Genomic DNA, 19,791 nt, shown 5'->3' with positions numbered 1-19,791 from the left:
GAATGCTCCGCGTGCTCACGGCCGGCGAATCGCACGGCCCCGAACTCGTCGCCATCATGGAGGGCCTGCCTGCCGGCGTGCCCGTCGCCCGTGACGCGATCCAAGCCGACCTCGCCCGACGCAAGCTGGGCTACGGCCGCGGCTCACGGATGAAGTTCGAGGAGGACGAACTCTCGATCTCCTCGGGCGTGGTGCACGGGTACTCCATCGGCAGCCCGATCGCGCTGCGCGTGGGCAACACGGAGTGGCCGAAGTGGGTCGAGGTCATGAGCCCCGATCCAGTGGAGCTCACGGAGCGCTCGCGCGGTCGCGGGGCAGCGCTCACGCGTCCTCGGCCCGGACACGCCGATCTCGTCGGGATGCAGAAGTACGGGTTCGACGAGGCCCGTCCCATCCTCGAGCGCGCGAGCGCCCGCGAGACCGCCGCGCGCGTCGCCCTGGGCGCCATCGCGCGCTCGTTCCTCGGCGAGCTCGGAATCCGCCTCGTGAGCCACACGCTCTCCATCGGCCCGGTGCGCGTCCCCGAGGGCGCGGCGCTTCCGACCCCGGACGACGTCGACGCACTGGATGCGGATCCGCTGCGCTGCTTCGACGCGACGACGTCCGCGGCGATGGTGGCCGAGGTCGACGCCGCGAAGAAGGACGGCGACACCCTGGGCGGCATCGTCGAGGTGCTGGCGTACGGCATGCCGCCGGGGCTGGGATCACACGTGCAGTGGGACCGCCGTCTCGACGCCAAGCTGGCGCAGGCGCTCATGAGCATCCAGGCGATCAAGGGTGTGGAGGTCGGCGACGGCTTCGAGACGACCCGTCGGCGCGGCTCTGCGGCACACGACGAGTTGTTCGCGACCGACGGCGGGATCACGCGCGGCACCGACCGCGCCGGCGGCACCGAGGGTGGCATGTCCACCGGGACCGTGTTGCGGGTGCGAGCCGGAATGAAGCCGATCGCGACCGTCCCGCACGCGCTGCGGACCATCGACGTCGCCACGGGCGAGACCGCCTCGGCGCACCACCAGCGTTCGGACGTCTGCGCAGTCCCCGCCGCCGGTGTCGTCGCGGAGGCCATGGTCGCCATCGTCCTCGCCGACGTCGTGCTCGAGAAGTTCGGCGGTGACAACATCGTCGAGACCCGCCGCAATCTGCAGTCCTACCTGGCGGCGATCCCGGACACCTTGCGCACGGCGGACGCCAGCGATCCCGATCTCGATCGATGACAGGGCCCGCCGCCTCGGCGATCGTGCTCGTCGGACCCATGGGTGCGGGAAAGACCAGCATCGGCAAGCGGGTCGCCAAGATCCTGGAGCTCGGTTTCGTCGATACCGACGCGATCGTCGTCCGATCGCACGGTCCGATCGCCGACATCTTCTCCACGCGCGGCGAGGCGCACTTCCGCGAGCTCGAACGTGAGGCCGTCACGCAGTCTTTGGCTCAGGGCGGCGTCGTCTCGCTGGGCGGCGGCTCCGTCCTCCATCCCGACACGCGGGCCGATCTGCGAGCCCACCGCGTCGCCCTCCTGACGGTCTCGCCGGCGATCGTCGCCGGCCGGATCGGGGGTGGGCACCGTCCGCTGCTCGCCGCCGAGGGCGAGGATCCCGTCGCGCGCTGGCACTGCATCCTCGAGGAGCGGATGCCGCTGTACACAGACGTCGCCGACGCGACCTTCGACACCTCGCACGGACCACTTTCCGACGTCGCCGACCAGATCGTGGCGTGGGCGCGCACAGCCGCACCGAAGGGACACTCATGACCGAGACGACCGAGATCACCGTCGCCGGTGACAACGGGTACACGATCCATCTCGGGCGCGACATCCTGGATCGGGTGGGGGAGTCTCTCGCGGCGTCGGTCCGCAAGGTTCTCGTGGTCCACCCGCCGACACTGGCCGCGGCAGCAGCCTCCCTGCGTGAACGAATCATGGCCGACGGGGGGCGCGAGGTGCTCCTGGCTGAGATCCCCGACGCGGAGCAGGGCAAGCGCGTCGAGGTGGCCGCGTTCTGCTGGCAGGTCATGGGCCAAGCGGACTTCACGCGGACGGATGCGGTGGTCGGGTTCGGCGGGGGAGCGGTGACAGATCTGGCGGGCTTCGTCGCCGCCACCTGGCTGCGTGGCATCCAGGTCGTTCAGGTTCCGACGACCGTCCTCGGCATGGTGGATGCAGCTGTCGGCGGGAAGACGGGCATCAACACGGCAGAGGGCAAGAACCTCGTCGGCGCCTTCTGGGCGCCGCAGGCCGTCGTCTGCGACCTGTCGATGCTGGACGGTCTGTCCCAGAACGAGGCGACCGCCGGCTTCGCCGAGGTCGTGAAGGCGGGTTTCATCTGGGCACCGGAGATCCTCGATCGGATCGAGGCTGAGCCGCAAGCGATCGTCGACCCGTCATCGGCATCCTTCCGCCGCTGCCTCGAGCTCGCGATCGACATGAAGGCGCGCGTGGTGGGCGAGGACTTCCGCGAGGCGGGGCTGCGGGAGATCCTCAACTACGGTCATACGCTCGGCCACGCGATCGAGCACGCCGAGCGCTACCGGTGGCGCCATGGCGCCGCCATCTCCATCGGCATGGTGTACGCCGCCGAGCTCTCGCGCCTGGCAGGGCGACTGTCGGACGGGGCTGCGGCGCGCCATCGCGAGATCCTCGAGTCGCTCGGGCTGCCCACAAGCTATCGCGCCGGCGCCTGGCCGCAGCTGCTGGCGACCATGCAGCGAGACAAGAAGTCGCGCGGCGGGATGCTGAGGTTCATCGTGTTGGATGACATCGCTCGCCCGACGGTTCTGCAGGCACCAGACGAGTCGCTGCTGTTCGCGGCCTATCAGGAAGTCGCGGGCTGAAGCGGGCGACTCGGCGCCTCGCCGGTCGCTTCGATCAGTCGGGCGAAGTCCCTGCCCATGCGGGCCGGATCCGGGCGGATGCCGGTGATCAGCTCGAAGGCGTCGGCCGCCTGGTGGACGGCCATGCCGCCGCCCGAGACCGTGCGGCAGCCACGCTCGCGCGCGACACGGAGCAGTTGAGTCTCGAGCGGCCGATAGACGATGTCAGCGACCCAGAGGTCCGGACGCAGGAAGTCGGCCGAGACCGGGAGGCCCGGATGCTCTCGCATCCCGGTGGGCGTGCAGTGCGCGAGACCGTCGGCTTCGGCGAGCACATCCGCGATCCCGTCGGCGCTGCGGGCGCTCACCGGGACGCCGTGGCGTCGGGCCAGTTCACCGGCGAGGCGCTCGGCGCGGGAGCGATCGACGTCGATGATGTCGAGGCGTCGGGCCCCGAGCCGCAGGAGCGCGTCGGCGACGGCAGAACCGGCGCCCCCGGCGCCGAGCAGCGCGACCGCGCCGGGCTCTTCGTCACCCATCTGCTCGCGGAATGCGGACTCGAATCCCGAGGTGTCGGTGTTGTGTCCGATTCGGCGCCCGTCACGAAGGAGCACGGTGTTGACGGCTCCCAAGCCCGCGGCCTGCGGCGAGAGCTCGTCGAGGTGGGGGATGACGCCCTGTTTGCAGGGATGTGTCACGTTCACCGCGTCGTAGCCCAGCCGCTCGGCCCAGGTGAGGATTTCGCCGATCTCGTCGGGCTGAAGGCTCAGTTCACCGAGATCGATCCGACGGTAGACGTAGGACAGGCCGTGACGCGCGGCCTCTGTCATGTGCAGACTCGTGTGAGCGACGGACCGATGCCCGAGCCGATCAGTCCGACGAGAAATGCTCGCGGCGTTGACATCCATGTCCTCGCATTCAATGTACGAACTGGTACGTACGGAAGTGAATCAGGATGCGGGGCTCCTGTCAACCGCGTGGCACCCGTTCCGGACCGTCGGTCAGCCAGCCGACGACGATGTCGCCCAGGGTGGCGCGCATGCGTGCTCTCTGTCGTGGATCCTCGAAGTCGAGGCCGAAGAGGTAGCCGAACGTGTGGCGGTTGGCGATCTGGAAGACGCAGTAGGAGCTGATCATGAGGTGCACCTGCAGGGCATCGACGTCGTCGCGGAAGACCTCGGCCGCACGTCCGCGCTCGAGAACGCGCTCGAGAACGTCGACCGCCGGCTGCGAGAGTTCGCGAAGTGCGGGCAACTGCGTGATGTGCTCGCCCCGGTGGATGTTCTCGACGGCGACGAGGCGGATGAAGTCCTGGTGACCCACGTGGTGATCGAACGTCAGTTCGGCGAGTCGACGTATCGCATGCAGGGGGTCCTCTTCGTCGACGTCGAGCGTCTGCTCTGCGTCGCGGATGCCGCGGTACGCCTCCTCGAGAACCGCACGGTAGAGCCCCTCCTTGCCGCCGAAGTAGTAGTAGATCATCCGCTTCGTCGTGCGGGTGCGTTCGGCGATGACGTCGACGCGAGCGCCCGAGAAGCCCTCGGCCGCGAACACCTCCGTCGCCACGGCCAACAACTCCATGCGCGTGCGCTCGGCATCGCGTGTCGGCTTTGTGGTCACGACGTCAGCGTAGTGCAGGCGTTCGCCGGGCCCCTCGGGCCATGGCGGGCGGGATTGACAGGGAGAGGCGAAACGTGCACCATGCCAGTGGACTAACTAGTACGTTCGCAAATGTCCTCAAAGTGGAGAACAAGGAGCAGTCGATGACGACCCACCCGAACACGCCCGTCCGCGCGGCAGGCAACCCCCGAAAGGCGGCAACGGCCGCCTGGATCGGAAGTGCTCTCGAGTACTACGACTTCTTCATCTATGGGACCGCCGCGGCGCTCGTGTTCGGAAAGGTGTTCTTCGGCGGTTCCGATCCGATCCTCGCGACCGTGTTGGCGATCGGCACGTTCGGGGTCGGATATCTCGCGCGACCGCTGGGTGCTCTGGTGCTCGGGCACATGGGCGACCGGTTCGGTCGCAAGCGCGTCCTCGTGCTCACCGTCCTGCTCATGGGGGTCGCCACCTTCGTCGTGGGATGTCTCCCGACGTACGAGCAGATCGGCGCCGCTGCGCCGGTCTTCCTCGTGATCCTGCGTCTGCTGCAGGGGTTCTCCGCGGGGGGCGAGCAGTCGGGCGCGAACTCGATGACTCTCGAGCATGCGCCGGATGACCGACGGGCATACTTCACGAGCTTCACCATGAGCGGAACGCAGGCGGGGCAGATCCTCGCCACCGGTGTGTTCATCCCCGTCGCCCTGCTGCCGACCGACCAGCTTCTCACGTGGGGCTGGCGACTGCCCTTCTGGCTCAGCGCGGTCGTCGTGGTTGCGGCGCTCATCATCCGGCGCACCCTGGAGGAGACCCCGGCGTTCTTGGCCGAACGGGCGGAGGGCGCCGTCGCGCAGGCCCCGCTGGGTGTGCTGATGCGCCGTCACTGGCGGCCTCTGCTGCGGGTGATCTGCGCGGCCGTCATCGCCTCCGTCAGCACGATCTTCACGGTCTACGCCCTCTCATACGCGACCAACGACATCGGGCTCGACCGTGCCGCGATGCTCTGGGTGGGCGTCTTGGCGAACGTCGTCGCTCTCGTCACGATCCCGCTGTGGGGTCGCCTCGCCGACCGGATCGGACGCAAGCCCGTGTTCCTGTTCGGCTCGATCGGGTGCGCGGTGCTGATCTTCGGCTATCTCGGAGCGATCGCGGCGGGTTCGTACCTCTGGATCTTCGTCGTCGGCATCCTGATGTTCGGCGTGATCCACAGCGCCACAGCGGGCGTGTGGCCTGCGTTCTACGCCGAGTGGTTCCCCACGAAGGTCCGCCTCTCCGGAATCGCGCTGGGCACACAGATCGGCTTCGCCATCGCGGGCTTGGCCCGACCATCGCGACGGCCGTGGCGGGTCAGTCTGAGCAGGCGTGGCTCATTGTCGCTGCGATCACGGCCGGTTGCGTGGTCATCAACGTCATTGCGATCGCCACCGCCAAGGAGACCTACCGCACCCCGCTGTCGGAGCTCGGAGACGCGGATGCGGCCGACGCTCGTCGCGAGGCGGTGCACGCGGGATGAGTGCGGTGCTGCGCCCGAGCGCGTCCGAGGACGAGTACGTGGTCTACGCCGTGCGCTACGCGTCGCGCGAGGGTGTCCGGGCGCAGCACTTCCATCACTGGACGCCGCGATACGACGAGGAACACGCGACGGCCTACTACGTGTGGGTCCTGCGTTCGGCGGCCCGCACGATCCTCGTCGATGCCGGCATCAGTCCCGAACGTGCGGCGGCCGCCGACGGGATCGACTACGTGGGATCTCCCGCGGACCTGATGCGCGATCTGGGCGTCGCGGCGCCCGAGGTGGATGCGGTGGTGCTCACACACCTCCACTACGACCATGTCGGCACGGTGGGGGACTTCGAGGGGGCGTCCATACATCTGCAGCGTGCCGAGCTCGAGTACTGGGAGGGTGATATCGCGCGGCGCAATCACAGGGAGAGCTGGCTCTCGGACCCCGACGACCGTGCGCGCCTCCGCGCCGGCGCGTGCGGCGGGCGCGTCGTGCTCGAGGACGGCGACCGCGAGATCGCTCCGGGCGTGAGCGTGCATCTGGTGGGCGGGCATACCCCGGGCATGCAGGTGGTCCGAGTGATCACGCCCGCCGGCGTGGTGGTCATCGCATCCGACGCGAGCCACTACTACGAGAACATCGAGGTGGATCGGCCCTTCGCGATCCTCCACGACGTGCCCGGGATGTACGCGGCCTTCGACCGCATCGCCGACCTCGCAGGGGAGCTGCCGGTCGTGCTTCCGGGACACGACCCCGCCGTGTTCGCGCGCCATCCCCGGCTCGATGGCACGGCGATCGATGTGGCCGTGGTGGGGGAGTGATGAGAACGTCGATCGCCACCGTGTGCCTCAGCGGGACACTGGTGGACAAGCTTCGGGCGGCGGCCGCGGCCGGCTTCGACGGCGTGGAGGTCTTCGAGCCCGATCTGGTCGCCGCAGCGGAGTCCCCCGAGGAGATCCGCGCGCTGGCAGAGCGGCTCGGACTGACGCTGGATCTCTACCAGCCCATGCGCGACGTCGAAGGCGTCACGGAAGACCTCTTCGTCGACGTGCTCCGCCGGGCGGAGGCGAAGTTCTCGATCATGGCCCGGCTCGGGAACGGCACGGTGCTGTGCTGCAGCAACGTCGCCACGGCGACGATCGACGATGACGCGGTGAGCGCCTCCCAACTGCGTCGCCTGGGTGAGGCGGCAGCGCGCCACGGCGTTCGCATCGCCTTCGAGGCGCTCGCCTGGGGGCGCTACATCGATGACTACCGCCGGGCCTGGAGGGTGGTCGAGCTCGCCGCGCACCCGAGCGTCGGCGTGTGTCTCGACTCGTTCCACATCCTCTCCCGGGGGCATGACACGCAGGCGATCGAGTCCATACCGGGTGATCGGATCTTCTTCCTCCAACTCGCGGACGCCCCGTCACTCTCGATGGACGTCCTGTCGTGGAGCCGTCACCACCGCCTGTTCCCGGGCGAGGGCAGCTTCGATCTGGTCGACTTCGTCCGGCGAGTGCTTCGCGCCGGCTACCGCGGCCCACTGTCCTTGGAGGTGTTCAACGACACGTTCCGCCAGACGCCGGTCGAGGTCACGGCGCGGCACGCGCGACGGTCGCTGCGGTACCTCGAGGACGCGGTCGCCCGTGCGGGCGTCGACGTGCCGGAGATGCTCGTGTCCGCTCTGCCGGATCCCGGCCGCACACGTGGTGTCGACTTCATCGAGATCAAGGCGGACGACACGTCGGAGGTGGAGGCGCTGCTCGAGCGGGCGGGTTTCGCGTCACGCGGCCGCCATCGGACGAAGCCCGTCACGCTCTGGGCGGCCGGCGAGGCGCGTGTCGTCCTCAACGAGCAGCACGCGCGCGGTCAGACGCCGCATGTGAGTGCCCTGGGGATCTTGGTCGAGGACCCGGACGCTCTCTCCCGGCGTGCGAGCGAGTTCGGCGTCGTCCGTCCCTACCGCCGGACCTACGCGAGCGAGCAGCGCCTCGATGCGGCCATCGCGCCCGATGGGACGGAGGTCTACTGGGCCGCGGCGCAGGTAGGCGAGCCGGCGTGGGTGGCGGAGTTCGAACACGGTGCGGGAAGCGGCGCCGACGAGGTCGAGTCGGTCGACCATCTCAGCCTCACGGTGGACTGGCAGGTGGTGGAGGACGCGGTTCTGTTCCATCGCGCTCTCGTCGGGATGCGGGTCGTCGCAACCACGGATGTCCCCGGACCGGAGGGGCTGGTGCGTTCCCGCGTGCTCAGCACGGGGGACCGCGCGGTGCGCCTCCCGCTGAACGTCGCGCCTCCCGCGAGCATCGACCGCGGCGCCGGGACAGCATGTCGCGTTCGCCTGTCGGGACGCGGCGGCGCTCGCGGAGCGGATGAGGCAAGCGGGCACGGACCTGCTCTCGATGCCGCAGAACTATTACGACGATCTCGCTGCGCGCTTCGGTCTGAGCGAGGAGCGCGTCGCCGAGCTGCGCCGCCTGCACCTCGCTTACGACCGCGATGCGGACGGCGAGTATGTGCACTTCTACACCGGGACCATCGGTCACGTGTTCTTCGAGTTCGTCCAACGCATCGGCGCCTACGACGGCTACGGCGCCGGTACTGCGCCGGTGCGTTTGGCAGCGCAGAGCGCACTGCCGTCGACTGGTAGCGTGCTCGAGTGACCGCCCCACGTCGTCTTCTGCTCGTCAACGGCCCCAATCTGAATCTGCTCGGGACGCGTGAGCCCGACATCTACGGGACGGAGACGCTCGCGGACGTCGAGCGCATCGCGTCGGAGGCCGCGCGTGCGCACGGTTTCCAGCTGCGCGCCGTGCAGAGCAACCATGAGGGCGTCCTGCTCGATGCGATCCATGCCGCGCGGGAGGACTGCGCGGGGATCGTGATCAACCCGGGCGGTCTCACCCACACCTCCGTCGTGCTGCGCGACGCTCTGAGCGGTGTCTCGCTCCCTGTCGCGGAGGTCCACATCTCGGATGTCATGACGCGTGAGGACTTCCGACACCACTCGTACGTCCGGGACGTCGCGATCGTGCACGTCGTCGGCGAGGGCGTGCAGGGCTATGCGACGGCGGTGGATCGCCTCATCCGGGTGATCGCCGGGCAGTCGGATGGGTGAACAACCTCTTTGCGAATGGGAATGAGTCGACTCACTTTTGAGTTGACTCATTCGTGGCCGATGAAGAGGGACGCCGGGAGCGCGGAAAGCAGCTGAAGCGGGAGCGCATCTTCGCTGCCGCGCGTGATCTGTTCGACGAGTTCGGCTACGCGCGCGTGACCACTCAGCAGGTGGCGGATCGCGCCGATGTCGCCGTGGGCACGGTGTTCCGCTACGCCGCCACCAAGGCGGAGCTGCTGCTCATGGTGCGCAACGAGGACGTCCGCCACGCCGTGCGCCGCGGACTGGAGGCGGCCCGGTCGGTGCCGGACGCGACAGCGGCCGTGCATGCCGCCCTGACCCCGCTCTTCGACACGGCGGCGCAGCACGCCGCCGATGCGGCCGTGTACCAGCGGGAGCTCATGTTCGGCGACGCGAACGAGCCCCACCGCGCCGACGGCTTGGCGGTGGTCGCGGAACTGGAGGACGGCATCGCCCGGATTCTCTCCGGCGGCAAGGAGAGCGCGTCGGCCCGCAGTGCGGCCCGCGCGATCTTCGCCTGCGCGCATATCGTGCTCGTCCGGCCCAGGGGCGAAGTGCGCTTCGACACCACCGACCTGCCCAGGCAGATCGCGCTGATCGTCGCCGGCTACCGTGCCGGCGCGGCTGATACCGCGGCCGACCCGACCGCGAAGTGAGCGACGGGGGATCCCCGTCAGGAGGAAGAGATCATGACTGACATCACGACCGTCGCGGTTCTCGGAACAGGTGTTCTGGGATCGCAGATCGCGTTTCAGAGCGCATACAGCGGGTTCCCCGTCGTGGCGTACGACATCGACGACGAGGCACTCGTGGGTGCGCGCGAGCGATTCGAACGCCTCGCTGCCACCTACCGCGCCGAGGTGCCGGGCGCTGCCGAGGGAACGCGTGTCGAGGATGCGCTGGCGCGCGTGACGCTCACCAGCAGTCTTGCCGACGCGGCGAAGGTCGACCTCGTCATCGAGGCCGTTCCCGAGGTGCTCGAGCTGAAGCGCGAGGTGTACTCGCGGCTCGCCGAACTCGCGAACGAGAACACGATCTTCGCGACCAATTCCTCCACGCTCCTGCCGTCCGACATCGTCGAGTTCACGGGGCGGGCCGATCGCTTCCTCGCGCTCCATTTCGCGAACCGCGTGTGGAAGTTCAACACCGGCGAGGTCATGGGGACCGAGCGCACCGCCCCCGAAGTGTTCGACGCGGTGATGCACTTCGCCGACGCCATCGGCATGGTGCCGATCGCCATCCGCAAGGAGAAGGCGGGCTACGTGCTCAACTCGCTCCTCGTCCCGCTGCTCAACGCCGGCATGGGACTCGCAGCGGGCGGATACGCCTCCGTCGCCGACATCGACAAGACGTGGCGCATCGCCACCGGCGCCCCCATGGGGCCGCTGCAGATGCTCGACGTCATCGGGCTGAACACGCCGTACAACATCCTCACGCACTCGAGCACGGGGGATCAGGCGCTGGCCGCCTGGTTGAAGGAGAACTACATCGACCAGGGCAAGCTGGGTGTCGCCACCGGCGAGGGCTTCTATCGGTACGCATGACGCCGCCGCCGCCCCCGCCGCGTCATCGTGCGCCCGGCGGGGCCGGCGAGCATCCCGTAAGATGGGTCGCTGGGTCGTCGCCTGATGCGACAGGCCCGCAGATCTCACGACGAACGGAACCTCCACCCCCATGGCATCTACCGCAGACATCAAGAACGGCGTCGTCCTCAGCATCGACGGACAGCTGTGGAACGTCGTGGAGTTCCAGCACGTCAAGCCCGGCAAGGGTGGCGCGTTCGTGCGCACGAAGTTGAAGAGCGTCATGACCGGCAAGGTCGTCGACAAGACGTTCAACGCCGGGGCCAAGGTCGACATCCAGAACGTCGACCGTCGCGACTTCACGTACCTCTACAACGACGGTGAAGGCTTCGTCTTCATGGACGTCGCCGACTACGACCAGATCACGGTGGGCGCGGCGACGGTCGGCGACGCGGCGAACTACCTGCTCGAGAACCAGCAGGTGCAGATCGCGCTGCACGACGGCAACCCGCTCTACATCGAGCTGCCCGCGTCCGTCGTCCTCGAGATCACCTACACCGAGCCCGGTCTGCAGGGCGACCGCTCATCGGCGGGAACGAAGCAGGCGACGGTGGAGACCGGTCACGAGATCCAGGTGCCCCTGTTCGTCGAGACGGGCACGAAGGTCAAGGTCGACACGCGCACGGGCGACTACCTCGGTCGCGTCAGCTGACGGGTGAGCGCTCGTAGCAAGGCGCGTAAGCGCGCCCTCGACATCCTTTTCCAGGCCGACGTCCGCGGCGAAGACCCGGCGGCCATCCTCGCCGCAGAGGCTTCCCGTGCCGCCGGCGAGCCCGACCGTCAGAGCTCCTGGTTGTACGCTCGCGACATCGTCGACGGTGTCATCGACCACCGGGACGAGATTGACGAGCAGATCGTCACGCACGCCCGCGATTGGAAGATCGAGCGGATGCCGGCGGTCGACCGTGCGGTTTTGCGCATCGGCGTCTGGGAGGCCGTCTTCAACGACGAGGTTCCGGTCGCGGTCGCCATCGACGAAGCCGTGGAGCTCGCGAAGGAGTACTCGACCGACGAAGCCGGGTCGTTCGTTCACGGCGTGCTCGCGCGCATCGCCCGCTCGGCCTGACGCGGGGCCGCCTGCCCGAACGCGAGCGAGGCGGCGTCGGCGGTGCGGACGGGACACACAGCTGCCGCTGCCTAGACTCGAACGCGGAAAGGACTCTTCTATGCGCATCACGGGTCTCGGCCACGCGGGCATGTTCATCGAAACGGCGGGCGGCAGCATCCTCTGCGATCCCGTCATCGGACCCTCGTTCTTCGGGTCGTGGTTCCCGTTCCCCGACAACCGCGGGCTCGATTGGGAGCGTTTCGGTCAGGCGGACTTCCTCTACATCTCGCACCGTCATCGCGATCACTTCGATCCGCGGCTGCTGAAGAAGTACGTGCGCTCCGACATCCCCGTGCTCCTGCCCGATTACCCGACGGACGATCTGGAGCAGGATCTGCGCGCTCTCGGCTACGAGAACATCGTCTACACGCAGTCCGGCGTTCCGCTGCAGTACGGCAAGCTCGCCGTCATGGTGACCCCGCTGCGCGCGCCGAGCGACGGCCCCATCGGGGACTCGTCCCTGAGCGTCGATGATGGAACGGCCTCCGTGCTGAACCAGAACGACTCGCACCCGCTCGATCTCGAGAAGCTGCTGGCGTTCTCCAAGCCCGATGCCTACTTCACCCAGGTCTCGGGGGCGATCTGGTGGCCGATGGTCTACGACCTGCCGCAGGACGCGAAGCAGAACTTCGCACAGCTGAAGCGCGACGCGCAGAACAAGCGCGCGATGTACTACATCGAGAAGGTCGACGCCGAGCACGTGTTCCCGATGGCCGGACCGCCGATGTTCCTGCGCGAGGAACTGTTCCGCTACAACGGCCTCGGTCTCGAGAACGACTCGATCTTCACGGACCAGAGCGAGTTCTTGGCGCACATGGCCGAGCTCCGTCCCGAGCAGAAGGGCTACCTTTTCGTGCCCGGCACGCAGGTCGACCTCGACAACGGGGCGATCGAGGTCACGCAGACCCTCTATACCGATGCCGAGATCGAACGCATCTTCGCCGACAAGTGGGCCTACCTCGCCGAGCAGCGAGACAGCCGTCAGCAGGAGATCCGCGACGAGGAGGCGACCCGCGCGGACGTGCTGGCGCCGGCCGAGATGCTGGCCGCCATCAAGGAATGGTGGGAACCGCTGCTGCGTCGTGCCCGCACGATCCGCAACGGTGTCGGCGGCAATGTCCGGTTCCGCATCGGGGACCTGGACATGGTGGTCGACTTCCCGAAGGCGAAGGTCCGCGAGTACGCGGGGGAGGAGTGCATCTACTGGTACACGATCCCGGCCGACCTCGTGTCCACGAACATCGCCGACCATGAGATCGACTGGTCGAACTCCATCTTCCTGTCTATGCAGTTCGAGGTCGGACGAAGCGGCAAGTTCAACGAGTTCCTCACCACGTTCCTGAAGTGCCTCTCACGCGACCGCATCGAGTACGTGGAGAACTGGTACGCCGAGCAGTCCGATCAGACTGAGGACACCCAACTGGGTGACTGGGTCGTGCAGCGCCGGTGCCCGCATCTGCGCGCGGACCTGACGAAGACCGGCAAGATCGAGGACGGCGTGCTGACGTGCAGCCTTCACGATTGGAAGTGGGACCTCGCGGGCGGGCGGTGCCTGACGACGCAGGGGCACCCCATCCGCGCGTCGCGCGCCGCCGCCGAGGTCGCCTCCGGCGTCTGAGAACGGGTTTCGTCTCGCCCGCTCGTCGGCCGGAGCTGACTGCTCGGCCGACGAGCGGGCGATCGGAACGCGGAATCTCAGGTCCGGTCGGCGGAATACTGGCGTGCGCGCCCGCGTACGCCCGCGAAGTGGTACGGCCACGGGGATTGTGCCGGCACGGTGACGTCCTGACGGCTACCCAGGTGGGCGGCGGCGTGCAGTGCGCGGTACGCGGGCACATCCACGCGCGTACGGGCAGCGAGCAGCTCCGCGGTCTCATCGGCGCGGGTGTGCTCTCGGTATCCGGGCTGCACCACACCGGCGAAGAACTCGCTGACGCTGCCGGAGCCGTAGCTGAACATGCCCACGCGCTTGCCGGTCAGGTCGTCATCGCCGTCCAGCAAAGCGGCGAGTCCGAAGTACAGCGACGCCGTGTACGAGTTTCCGATGCGCCGGTTGTAGAGGGTGGAGCGCAGGTAACGGTCCTCAGAGAGTTCCGTCCCCAGGTGCTCGGCGAGCCGGCGATGTGCCTTCGCGGCCATCCGCGTGAACGGCTGGTGATGCGTGAAGACGTCGATCTCGTCGATGGCCGCCCCGCCGTGGGCGCGGTAGTCGTCCCATGCGCCGACGAAGCCGTCCAGGTACGCGTCGATGGACAGCTTGCCGTCGACCACGGCGGTCACGCTGTCGTTGGGCCGCCAGAAGTCATCGACATGGGCGGTGTGCAATCCGGTCGCCGGCTCGATGCTCAGCAGTGCCGGATCCGCAGTGACGAGCATGGCGACCGCTCCGGCGCCCTGCGTGGGCTCGGCGGCGGAGTCCAGCTCGTAGCGGGCGACGTCGCTCGCGATGACGAGGACCTTCGATCCGGGCTCGCGCGCGACGAGACCCGCGGCCGCCTGCAGGGCGGCGGTGGCGGAGTAGCAGGCCTGCTTGAGCTCGATCACGCGGCTGGTGGAGGGCAGGCCCAGCAGATCGTGCACCCAGACGCCGGCGGACTTGGACTGGTCGACGCCGGACTCGGTCGCGAAGAACACGGTGCGGATGCCGTCGACGCCGTGCCGATCGATGATGCGCCGTGCCGCGGTCGCACCCATCGTCACGATGTCCTCATCAGGGCCGGGGACGCTCATCTGATCCTGGCCGAGCCCGATGTGGAACTTGCCCGGATCGACGCCTGTCGCCGCCGCCAGGTCGTCGAGTTCCAGCACGTGGCCGGCGGTCGCGACCGCCAGGTCATGGATACCGATCAGGGGCGCGGTCATCGCGTGGCCTTTCCGTTTCGCTCCAGCTGGAGGTGGGAGGTCATGAGTTCTCCGGGGTTGGTCTGCGCGGCCAGGAGCGAGAGCTCGCCGCAGAGCACGGTCGCTGCCACGAGGGCGGCGAGGCGGCGGGCGTTCTCGCCCGACTCGCGCTCTTCACGGCACCCGAGGCGGGTGAGTGCCTCCTCGACCTGGGGGAGGTCCTTGCCGTTGCCGACCGTGCCCACGATGAGGGTGGGCAGGGTGCAGGAGAAGTACAGGTCGCCGTCGCCGCGGACCTCGGCCCACGTGATCCCCTGCGAGCCTTCGACGATGTTCGCGGCGTCCTGACCGGTCGCGAGGAAGATCGCGAGAAGCATGTTCGCGTAATGCGCGTTGGCCGAGCGCAGCGCGCCGGCGATGGTGGAGCCGACGAGGTTCTTGCGCGTGTTCAGCTCGACGATCCGCGCCGCGGTGGAACGCAGCTGCGCCTGGACGAGCTCTGCCGGGATGAGGATGTCGGCGACGACGTTGCGACCGCGACCGAGGATGCCGTTGACGGCGGTCGCTTTCTTGTCGGAGCAGTAGTTGCCGGAGATCGATCCGTACTCCAGCTCGGGGTGCCACTGGAGGATCTGCGTCATGAGCGACTCGGCAGCCAGCGTCACCATGTTGTGCCCGGACGCGTCGCCGGTCGACAGAGCGAAGCGCACGAAGAGCAGGTTGCCGACGACCTCGGTGTCGACATCGAGCAGTCGAGCGTGCCGGCTCTGCGCGGCCACGGTGGCTGCGAGCTCGGCGAAGCGACCGCGGATGTCCCGACCGGCGCGGACGGCCGTCGCGGCGTCGACGGCCGTGAACAGCGAGGAGCGCGTCATCCGCTCGTCCACGACCGTGACCCGGATGCCGTCGTCGACCAGGCGGGAGATGCGCGCGCCGCGCCCGACGGACGGCCAGAGCGGGCTCTCGTAGGTGGCGAGGGGAACCTCCTGCTCACCGACGACGTCGCCGCTCAGACGCAGCGGGCCGACCCAGCGCGTGGGCAGGGGAGTGAACTCACCGGTCATTCCGGCTCCTTCCAGGTGCGCCGAGCGCATCGGAGCGATGCGTCAGCGAGGTGATGTCGATCGCGCGTGCCCGCGCGAAGTCGGCGGTCTCGCCGCCGATGATCAGATCCGTCGTGACCAGGTCCGCACACGTGCGCGCACCGAGGACGGTGAGGAGGGCTCGGAGCTGGCTTTTCCACGCGTCGAGTGCGACGGACAGGGCATCCGCGCCTCCGTCGAGCACGATCCGCAGGAACGTGCCCGACACGCCGACCGCTCCTGCGCCGAGGGCGATGCCCCGGACGATGTCGAGGGGTGTGCGCACCCCTCCGGAGGCGAGCAGCGGGGGTGCGTCGGGCGGCGCGTCGAGCAGACACTCGACCGCGCTCTGCCCCCATCCGGCCAAGTAGCCGAAGTCGGCATCCGCGCGGCGCGCATTCTCGATCCGCACGAAATCCGTTCCGCCGCGACCTGCAACGTCCGCGGCGGAGACCCCGATCTCCCCGAGGACGGAGAGCGTGCGTCGACTGAAGCCGAACCCGACCTCTTTGACGACGACGGGGACGTTTACCGCCGCGACGATACGCTCCAGAGAGGCGACCCAGTGGCCGAAGGAGCGTCCGCCCTCCGGCATCACGATCTCCTGCACGGCGTTCACGTGGATCTGCAGGGCGTCCGCCTCGATGAGGTCGATCGCACGGCGGGCGTCATCGGCTGATCGCTCGATCCCGATGTTGGCGAACAGGACTCCCTCGGGGTTCTCCTCGCGCAGCACACGGAACGTCGGTGCCGCATCGGGATGGTCGAGCGCGACACTCATCGAGCCCGAAGCGATCGGCACACGCGCGGCCGCGGCCGCGCGGGCGAGCGCACGATTGATCTCGCCCGTGCGAGCGCTGCCGCCGGTCATCGCGTTGATGTAGAACGGCGCGGACCACTGCAGCCCGATCACCTCGGTGTCGAGCGTCACCTCGGCCGCATCGATACCGGACAGGGCGTGATGCAGGAAGCGGACGTCGTCGAAGCCGTTCCCGTCGACCAGCGGATGCTGAGCGGCGGCCAGCCGCACGTGATCGTCCTTGCGATCCGGGGCGCTCACGGCGCACCTCCCTCGGCGGGGGACACCGAGAGCGTCAGATGCCGGATGTCGCGTTCCTCCCAGTCGCGGAGCATGCCTGCGATGTCTGCGTCTTCAGGCGCGAGCACGATGCCGCAGTCGCCGCCGCCCGCGCCCGACGACTTCGCCGCGGCACCTGCGGCTTCCGCAGTGTCGCAGAGGGCCGCGAGCGCATCCGTCTCGATGGCGACGCCGGCGCTTCGTCCGAGACGGCGCAGCAACCGACGCGCCCGGCGGACCGCGTGGAGGGTGGCGCTGTCGTCGGAGTCGTCCAGAGCGCGCGCCAGGTCCGTCACGCACGCGCGAGAGTCGAGCAGGAACGCCGGGTAGTCCATCGCGCCGGATCCGTCGCGCACCGCGTCGACGAGGCGGGCGGTGGATGCCGGTCGACCGGTCCAGCCGACGAGGAAGCGGAGGGATGCGGGCGGCGCGAGGCGGGCGATGTCCAGCGGTTCCCACCCGCGCGACGCCAGCAGACCGGCGACCGACTCCTCCGCGTCGAGCGCAGCCCGAAGCACTTCGCGGTCCGGCGAGCGGTAGGAGATCCAACCGCCGAACGCACTGGCGGCGAGGTCGCCCCCGGACGCCTGCGGAGCGACCTGGATGGTGGCCAGCAGTGCGAGGCGGTACGCGTCTCGTCGGGAGAGTCCGAACCCGTAGAACTCGTCGATCGCGCGGATCGTCGCGATCGTGACCGCCGCCGACGATCCGAGACCGAACTTCCGGCCGGACGCGTCGTCGAGTCCGCTGTCGATGCGGAGGTCGTAGTACCGCGCGGGAAGTCCGCGCTCGGAGCGGAGACGCTCAGCGAGGCTGATGGCGGCGAGCACGTACTCGTAGGGATGATGCTCGGCATCGATCGTGAGTCCATCACCCGCCCGGCCCCACACCAGGGGAGTGCGGCCGAACTCGGGGGAGTGAACACTTCCGGAGTCCGCGCTCGGCGTGAGACGGACCGTCAGGTAGCGATCGACGGCGACGAGCACGGCCGGCTCTCCGGGAGTGACGACCGCGTACTCGCCCGCGATGAAGAGCTTGCCCGGCGAGCGGACGATGATCGGGGCGGTCATCCGACGGACCTTCCGCCGACCACCAGCCCGGGCCCGGGCAGCGCGACGACCGTCTGGGCGAACGCGCCGAGCTCGCTCGCGACGGCCTCCGCATCCGCGGCGCGGCACAGGGCGACGACGTTCGGTCCCGCATCCGCCGTCGCATAGGACTCCAGGCCCGCGTCGCGGAGCGCCGCCACGCGGTCGAAGAGCGCGATGCTCGTCGGCGAGAGGTAGCGGATGGACGGAGCTGAGGCCTGGATCACGGCGTGCATCCGGAGCGCGTTGTTCTCGGTGAGACGTCCGAGCTGCGCGACGTCGCCCTCGACGCATGCGCGCCGCGCCTCCTCGAGCGTCGCCGCGGTCGAAGAGATCCACGCGGGGTAGAAGGGCGAGGTATCCGCCGTGCGGCGCATCGCCTCACGGCTGGAGACCTGCTTCTCACCGCTGTCCACGATCGCGACGACCATCGCGAGATCCGCCGGGGCCGGCAGCGGCTCGGCGTAGGACTGTTCGTCGTCGCCGGCGTGCCAGAGGGCGAAGCCCCCGAAGATCGAACGCGCGGCGGATCCCGAACCGCAACGCGCGAGCCTGCTGAGCTCCTGTGCGCTCAGCTGCAGTCCGTAGGCGGATGCGGCGGCGCCGGCGAGTGCGGCGAAGCCGGCCGCGGAGGATGCGAGCCCCGCAGCCGACGGCACGGTGTTGTGCGACTCCACGCGAGCATGGAGGGCGGAGCCGGAGAGTGCCCGCACGAGGTCGAGGAATCGTGCGGTGCGCTCGGCGGGGACCCCCGACTGCTCACGGCCGTTCAGCACGAAGACGTCGGCGTCCAGCGCCTCGTCCACCACGACCGTGGTCGTGGTCGGGAACACGCCCAGCGTCATGGACAGGCTGCCGGTAGCCGGCAGGTTGAGCGCCGCGTCGGCTTTGCCCCAGTACTTCACCAGTGCAATGTTCGGATGCGCGATCGCGCGGGCCTCTGTCATATCGTCGCCTCCACCGTGGTGGTCCAGGTCGCGGCCGCTCCCGCGCCGCGCAGGGCGCCGGCGACCTCGGCGGCGCTTTTCGTCGTCGCGGATCAGCACGAGGACGCATCCGCCCCGCCCTCCGCCGGTCAGTTTCGCTCCCCAGGCGCCGTGCGCGCGTGCCGTAGCCGCAAGCTCGTCCAGCGACGGGTCGCCCACACCCAGGAGGTCGAGCGTCGCGTGACCCCGGTCCATGACGGCGCCGAGACTTCGGGCATCGCCGGTCGCGAGGTGCGTGCGGGCGTCGCGGGTCAGCTCGCCCAGTTCGTCGAGCAGAGCCGTCGTGCCCTGCGGGTCTTCATCGTGACGCCTGCGGACATCGGCGACGGCTTCTCTCGTGCGGCCCGCGACGCCGGTGTCGGCGATCACGAAGGTGAGGGGAGCGGCAACCGCGACGGGTGACACGGCTCCGTCCTCGAACCAGATCGGTGCGTCGGCGCGCACGGCGTGTGCGTCGAGACCGCTCGGTGACACGTGAGCGACCCGTTCGGCCTGCTGGATCACTTCGTGCTCGGCCGCGGCGTCCAGGTCGGTCCCGAACGCGGCGGCCACGGCGCGCACGACGGCAGCGGCGACGGCGGCGGAGGATCCGACACCGCGCTCGGCCGGCAGGTCGCTCGCGATGCGGAGATCGATCGACTCACCGGCGGCCCCGACCGCTTCGAGCGCCGCGGCGGCAGCCATGGCGGTGGGGCCCAGGCGTGCGGGGGCTGCGGTCAGAGGTCCGTCGTACAGGTCACTGTGCAGATGGCTCGGACCGCTCGACCGCCGGACCTCAGCCCGCACCTGAAGCGCGGAGAGCGGAATGGCAAGCGCGGGCCGTCGGTAGACGACGGCGTGCTCGCCGAGGAGGATCGCCTTGCCGGATGCCCGCCCGCTCGCTGCAGCAGTGGGGGTCGGCGTCGCCGGCGCATCGGATGGGCGCGCGGGACGGACGGAAGAACTGGTCATAGGAACGCACGCGAGCCTAACAGCGTCCGCGCCGCCGGGCGC

General features: G+C 69.1%; 19 protein-coding genes and 1 pseudogene. 13 read left to right on the top strand and 7 right to left on the bottom strand.

Features of this window, described 5'->3' with window-relative positions:
* Positions 1–2 precede the first annotated feature (2 nt).
* From aroC to aroB, 3 genes are read left to right on the top strand one after another with little or no spacing between them, the layout of a single operon-like run.
* Positions 3–1,217: a chorismate synthase gene (gene aroC, locus QE377_RS16835; RefSeq protein WP_307325604.1), complete on the top strand. Its 1,215-nt coding sequence runs from the start codon at positions 3–5 to the stop codon at positions 1,215–1,217.
* Positions 1,214–1,750 carry a shikimate kinase gene (locus tag QE377_RS16830; protein WP_307325601.1) on the top strand — a complete coding sequence of 179 codons (537 nt, stop codon included), beginning with the start codon at positions 1,214–1,216 and terminating at the stop codon, positions 1,748–1,750. Before aroC ends, QE377_RS16830 begins: the two co-directional genes overlap by 4 nt.
* Entirely contained in the window at positions 1,747–2,829 is a 1,083-nt protein-coding gene (gene aroB, locus QE377_RS16825; protein ID WP_307325598.1) for a 3-dehydroquinate synthase, read from the top strand. Before QE377_RS16830 ends, aroB begins: the two co-directional genes overlap by 4 nt.
* Here the strand turns inward: aroB and QE377_RS16820 are convergent.
* The gene (locus QE377_RS16820) at positions 2,811–3,638 is read right to left on the bottom strand and encodes a shikimate dehydrogenase (protein ID WP_307325595.1); all 828 of its coding nucleotides are present in this window, start codon (positions 3,636–3,638) and stop codon (positions 2,811–2,813) included. The two genes, aroB and QE377_RS16820, sit on opposite strands and share 19 nt — an antisense overlap.
* Positions 3,639–3,777: 139 nt before the next feature.
* Complete coding sequence (locus QE377_RS16815; protein WP_307325591.1) at positions 3,778–4,428, bottom strand: TetR/AcrR family transcriptional regulator; 651 nt, start codon at positions 4,426–4,428, stop codon at positions 3,778–3,780.
* Between the two features lie 41 nt (positions 4,429–4,469).
* Here QE377_RS16815 and QE377_RS16810 point away from each other — a divergent pair.
* From QE377_RS16810 to QE377_RS16765, 10 genes and pseudogenes are all read left to right on the top strand, one after another.
* A pseudogene (locus QE377_RS16810) lies at positions 4,470–5,663 on the top strand (MFS transporter); the annotation flags it as partial.
* An 83-nt stretch (positions 5,664–5,746) separates the two neighbouring features.
* The gene (locus QE377_RS16805; RefSeq protein ID WP_307325588.1) at positions 5,747–5,920 is read left to right on the top strand and encodes a hypothetical protein; all 174 of its coding nucleotides are present in this window, start codon (positions 5,747–5,749) and stop codon (positions 5,918–5,920) included.
* Complete coding sequence (locus QE377_RS16800) at positions 5,917–6,732, top strand: N-acyl homoserine lactonase family protein (protein WP_307325585.1); 816 nt, start codon at positions 5,917–5,919, stop codon at positions 6,730–6,732. Before QE377_RS16805 ends, QE377_RS16800 begins: the two co-directional genes overlap by 4 nt.
* Positions 6,732–8,543, top strand: a complete 1,812-nt coding sequence (locus QE377_RS16795) for a sugar phosphate isomerase/epimerase and 4-hydroxyphenylpyruvate domain-containing protein (RefSeq protein WP_307325582.1) — start codon at positions 6,732–6,734, stop codon at positions 8,541–8,543. Before QE377_RS16800 ends, QE377_RS16795 begins: the two co-directional genes overlap by 1 nt.
* A gap of 9 nt (positions 8,544–8,552) precedes the next feature.
* The gene (locus tag QE377_RS16790) at positions 8,553–9,011 is read left to right on the top strand and encodes a type II 3-dehydroquinate dehydratase (protein ID WP_307325580.1); all 459 of its coding nucleotides are present in this window, start codon (positions 8,553–8,555) and stop codon (positions 9,009–9,011) included.
* Between the two features lie 53 nt (positions 9,012–9,064).
* Entirely contained in the window at positions 9,065–9,688 is a 624-nt protein-coding gene (locus QE377_RS16785) for a TetR/AcrR family transcriptional regulator (protein WP_307325577.1), read from the top strand.
* A 33-nt stretch (positions 9,689–9,721) separates the two neighbouring features.
* Complete coding sequence (locus QE377_RS16780; RefSeq protein WP_307325574.1) at positions 9,722–10,576, top strand: 3-hydroxyacyl-CoA dehydrogenase; 855 nt, start codon at positions 9,722–9,724, stop codon at positions 10,574–10,576.
* 130 nt (positions 10,577–10,706) lie between these two features.
* Positions 10,707–11,267: an elongation factor P gene (gene efp, locus QE377_RS16775; protein WP_307325571.1), complete on the top strand. Its 561-nt coding sequence runs from the start codon at positions 10,707–10,709 to the stop codon at positions 11,265–11,267.
* 3 nt (positions 11,268–11,270) lie between these two features.
* Positions 11,271–11,681: a transcription antitermination factor NusB gene (nusB, locus tag QE377_RS16770; protein WP_307325568.1), complete on the top strand. Its 411-nt coding sequence runs from the start codon at positions 11,271–11,273 to the stop codon at positions 11,679–11,681.
* Between the two features lie 100 nt (positions 11,682–11,781).
* Positions 11,782–13,341 carry a Rieske 2Fe-2S domain-containing protein gene (locus QE377_RS16765; protein WP_307325565.1) on the top strand — a complete coding sequence of 520 codons (1,560 nt, stop codon included), beginning with the start codon at positions 11,782–11,784 and terminating at the stop codon, positions 13,339–13,341.
* Positions 13,342–13,418: 77 nt separating this feature from the next.
* Here QE377_RS16765 and QE377_RS16760 read toward each other — a convergent pair whose 3' ends face one another.
* Genes QE377_RS16760 through mvaD form a run of 5 tightly spaced genes read right to left on the bottom strand, consistent with a single transcriptional unit; the run spans position 13,419 to position 19,749 of the window.
* On the bottom strand, positions 13,419–14,585 hold the full coding sequence (locus QE377_RS16760; RefSeq protein WP_307325563.1) for a hydroxymethylglutaryl-CoA synthase: 1,167 nt from the start codon (positions 14,583–14,585) through the stop codon (positions 13,419–13,421).
* Positions 14,582–15,628 carry a hydroxymethylglutaryl-CoA reductase gene (locus QE377_RS16755; RefSeq protein WP_307325561.1) on the bottom strand — a complete coding sequence of 349 codons (1,047 nt, stop codon included), beginning with the start codon at positions 15,626–15,628 and terminating at the stop codon, positions 14,582–14,584. The genes QE377_RS16760 and QE377_RS16755 overlap by 4 nt, the downstream gene beginning before the upstream one ends.
* The gene (gene fni / locus QE377_RS16750) at positions 15,618–16,706 is read right to left on the bottom strand and encodes a type 2 isopentenyl-diphosphate Delta-isomerase (protein WP_307325559.1); all 1,089 of its coding nucleotides are present in this window, start codon (positions 16,704–16,706) and stop codon (positions 15,618–15,620) included. Before fni ends, QE377_RS16755 begins: the two co-directional genes overlap by 11 nt.
* Positions 16,703–17,794, bottom strand: coding sequence for a phosphomevalonate kinase (locus QE377_RS16745; protein WP_307325556.1), 1,092 nt, complete (start codon positions 17,792–17,794; stop codon positions 16,703–16,705). Before QE377_RS16745 ends, fni begins: the two co-directional genes overlap by 4 nt.
* A complete protein-coding gene (mvaD, locus tag QE377_RS16740; protein WP_307325552.1) occupies positions 17,791–19,749 on the bottom strand; it encodes a diphosphomevalonate decarboxylase in 1,959 nt (652 codons plus the stop codon). The genes QE377_RS16745 and mvaD overlap by 4 nt, the downstream gene beginning before the upstream one ends.
* Positions 19,750–19,791: the final 42 nt, after the last annotated feature.

Source organism: Microbacterium sp. SORGH_AS_0862, assembly GCF_030818795.1.
GTDB lineage: Bacteria > Actinomycetota > Actinomycetes > Actinomycetales > Microbacteriaceae > Microbacterium.
The sequence above is the reverse complement of the archived record's forward strand: the minus strand, read 5'-3'. Positions and strand labels throughout refer to the sequence as shown.

Coding starts and splice junctions, on each gene's coding strand:
- aroC (WP_307325604.1), top strand. CDS start 3: ATGCTCCGCGTGCTCACGGCCGGCGAATCGCACGGCCCCGAACTCGTC.
- QE377_RS16830 (WP_307325601.1), top strand. CDS start 1,214: ATGACAGGGCCCGCCGCCTCGGCGATCGTGCTCGTCGGACCCATGGGT.
- aroB (WP_307325598.1), top strand. CDS start 1,747: ATGACCGAGACGACCGAGATCACCGTCGCCGGTGACAACGGGTACACG.
- QE377_RS16820 (WP_307325595.1), bottom strand. CDS start 3,638: ATGACAGAGGCCGCGCGTCACGGCCTGTCCTACGTCTACCGTCGGATC.
- QE377_RS16800 (WP_307325585.1), top strand. CDS start 5,917: ATGAGTGCGGTGCTGCGCCCGAGCGCGTCCGAGGACGAGTACGTGGTC.
- QE377_RS16795 (WP_307325582.1), top strand. CDS start 6,732: ATGAGAACGTCGATCGCCACCGTGTGCCTCAGCGGGACACTGGTGGAC.
- QE377_RS16780 (WP_307325574.1), top strand. CDS start 9,722: ATGACTGACATCACGACCGTCGCGGTTCTCGGAACAGGTGTTCTGGGA.
- efp (WP_307325571.1), top strand. CDS start 10,707: ATGGCATCTACCGCAGACATCAAGAACGGCGTCGTCCTCAGCATCGAC.
- QE377_RS16765 (WP_307325565.1), top strand. CDS start 11,782: ATGCGCATCACGGGTCTCGGCCACGCGGGCATGTTCATCGAAACGGCG.
- QE377_RS16760 (WP_307325563.1), bottom strand. CDS start 14,585: ATGACCGCGCCCCTGATCGGTATCCATGACCTGGCGGTCGCGACCGCC.
- QE377_RS16755 (WP_307325561.1), bottom strand. CDS start 15,628: ATGACCGGTGAGTTCACTCCCCTGCCCACGCGCTGGGTCGGCCCGCTG.
- QE377_RS16745 (WP_307325556.1), bottom strand. CDS start 17,794: ATGACCGCCCCGATCATCGTCCGCTCGCCGGGCAAGCTCTTCATCGCG.
- mvaD (WP_307325552.1), bottom strand. CDS start 19,749: ATGACCAGTTCTTCCGTCCGTCCCGCGCGCCCATCCGATGCGCCGGCG.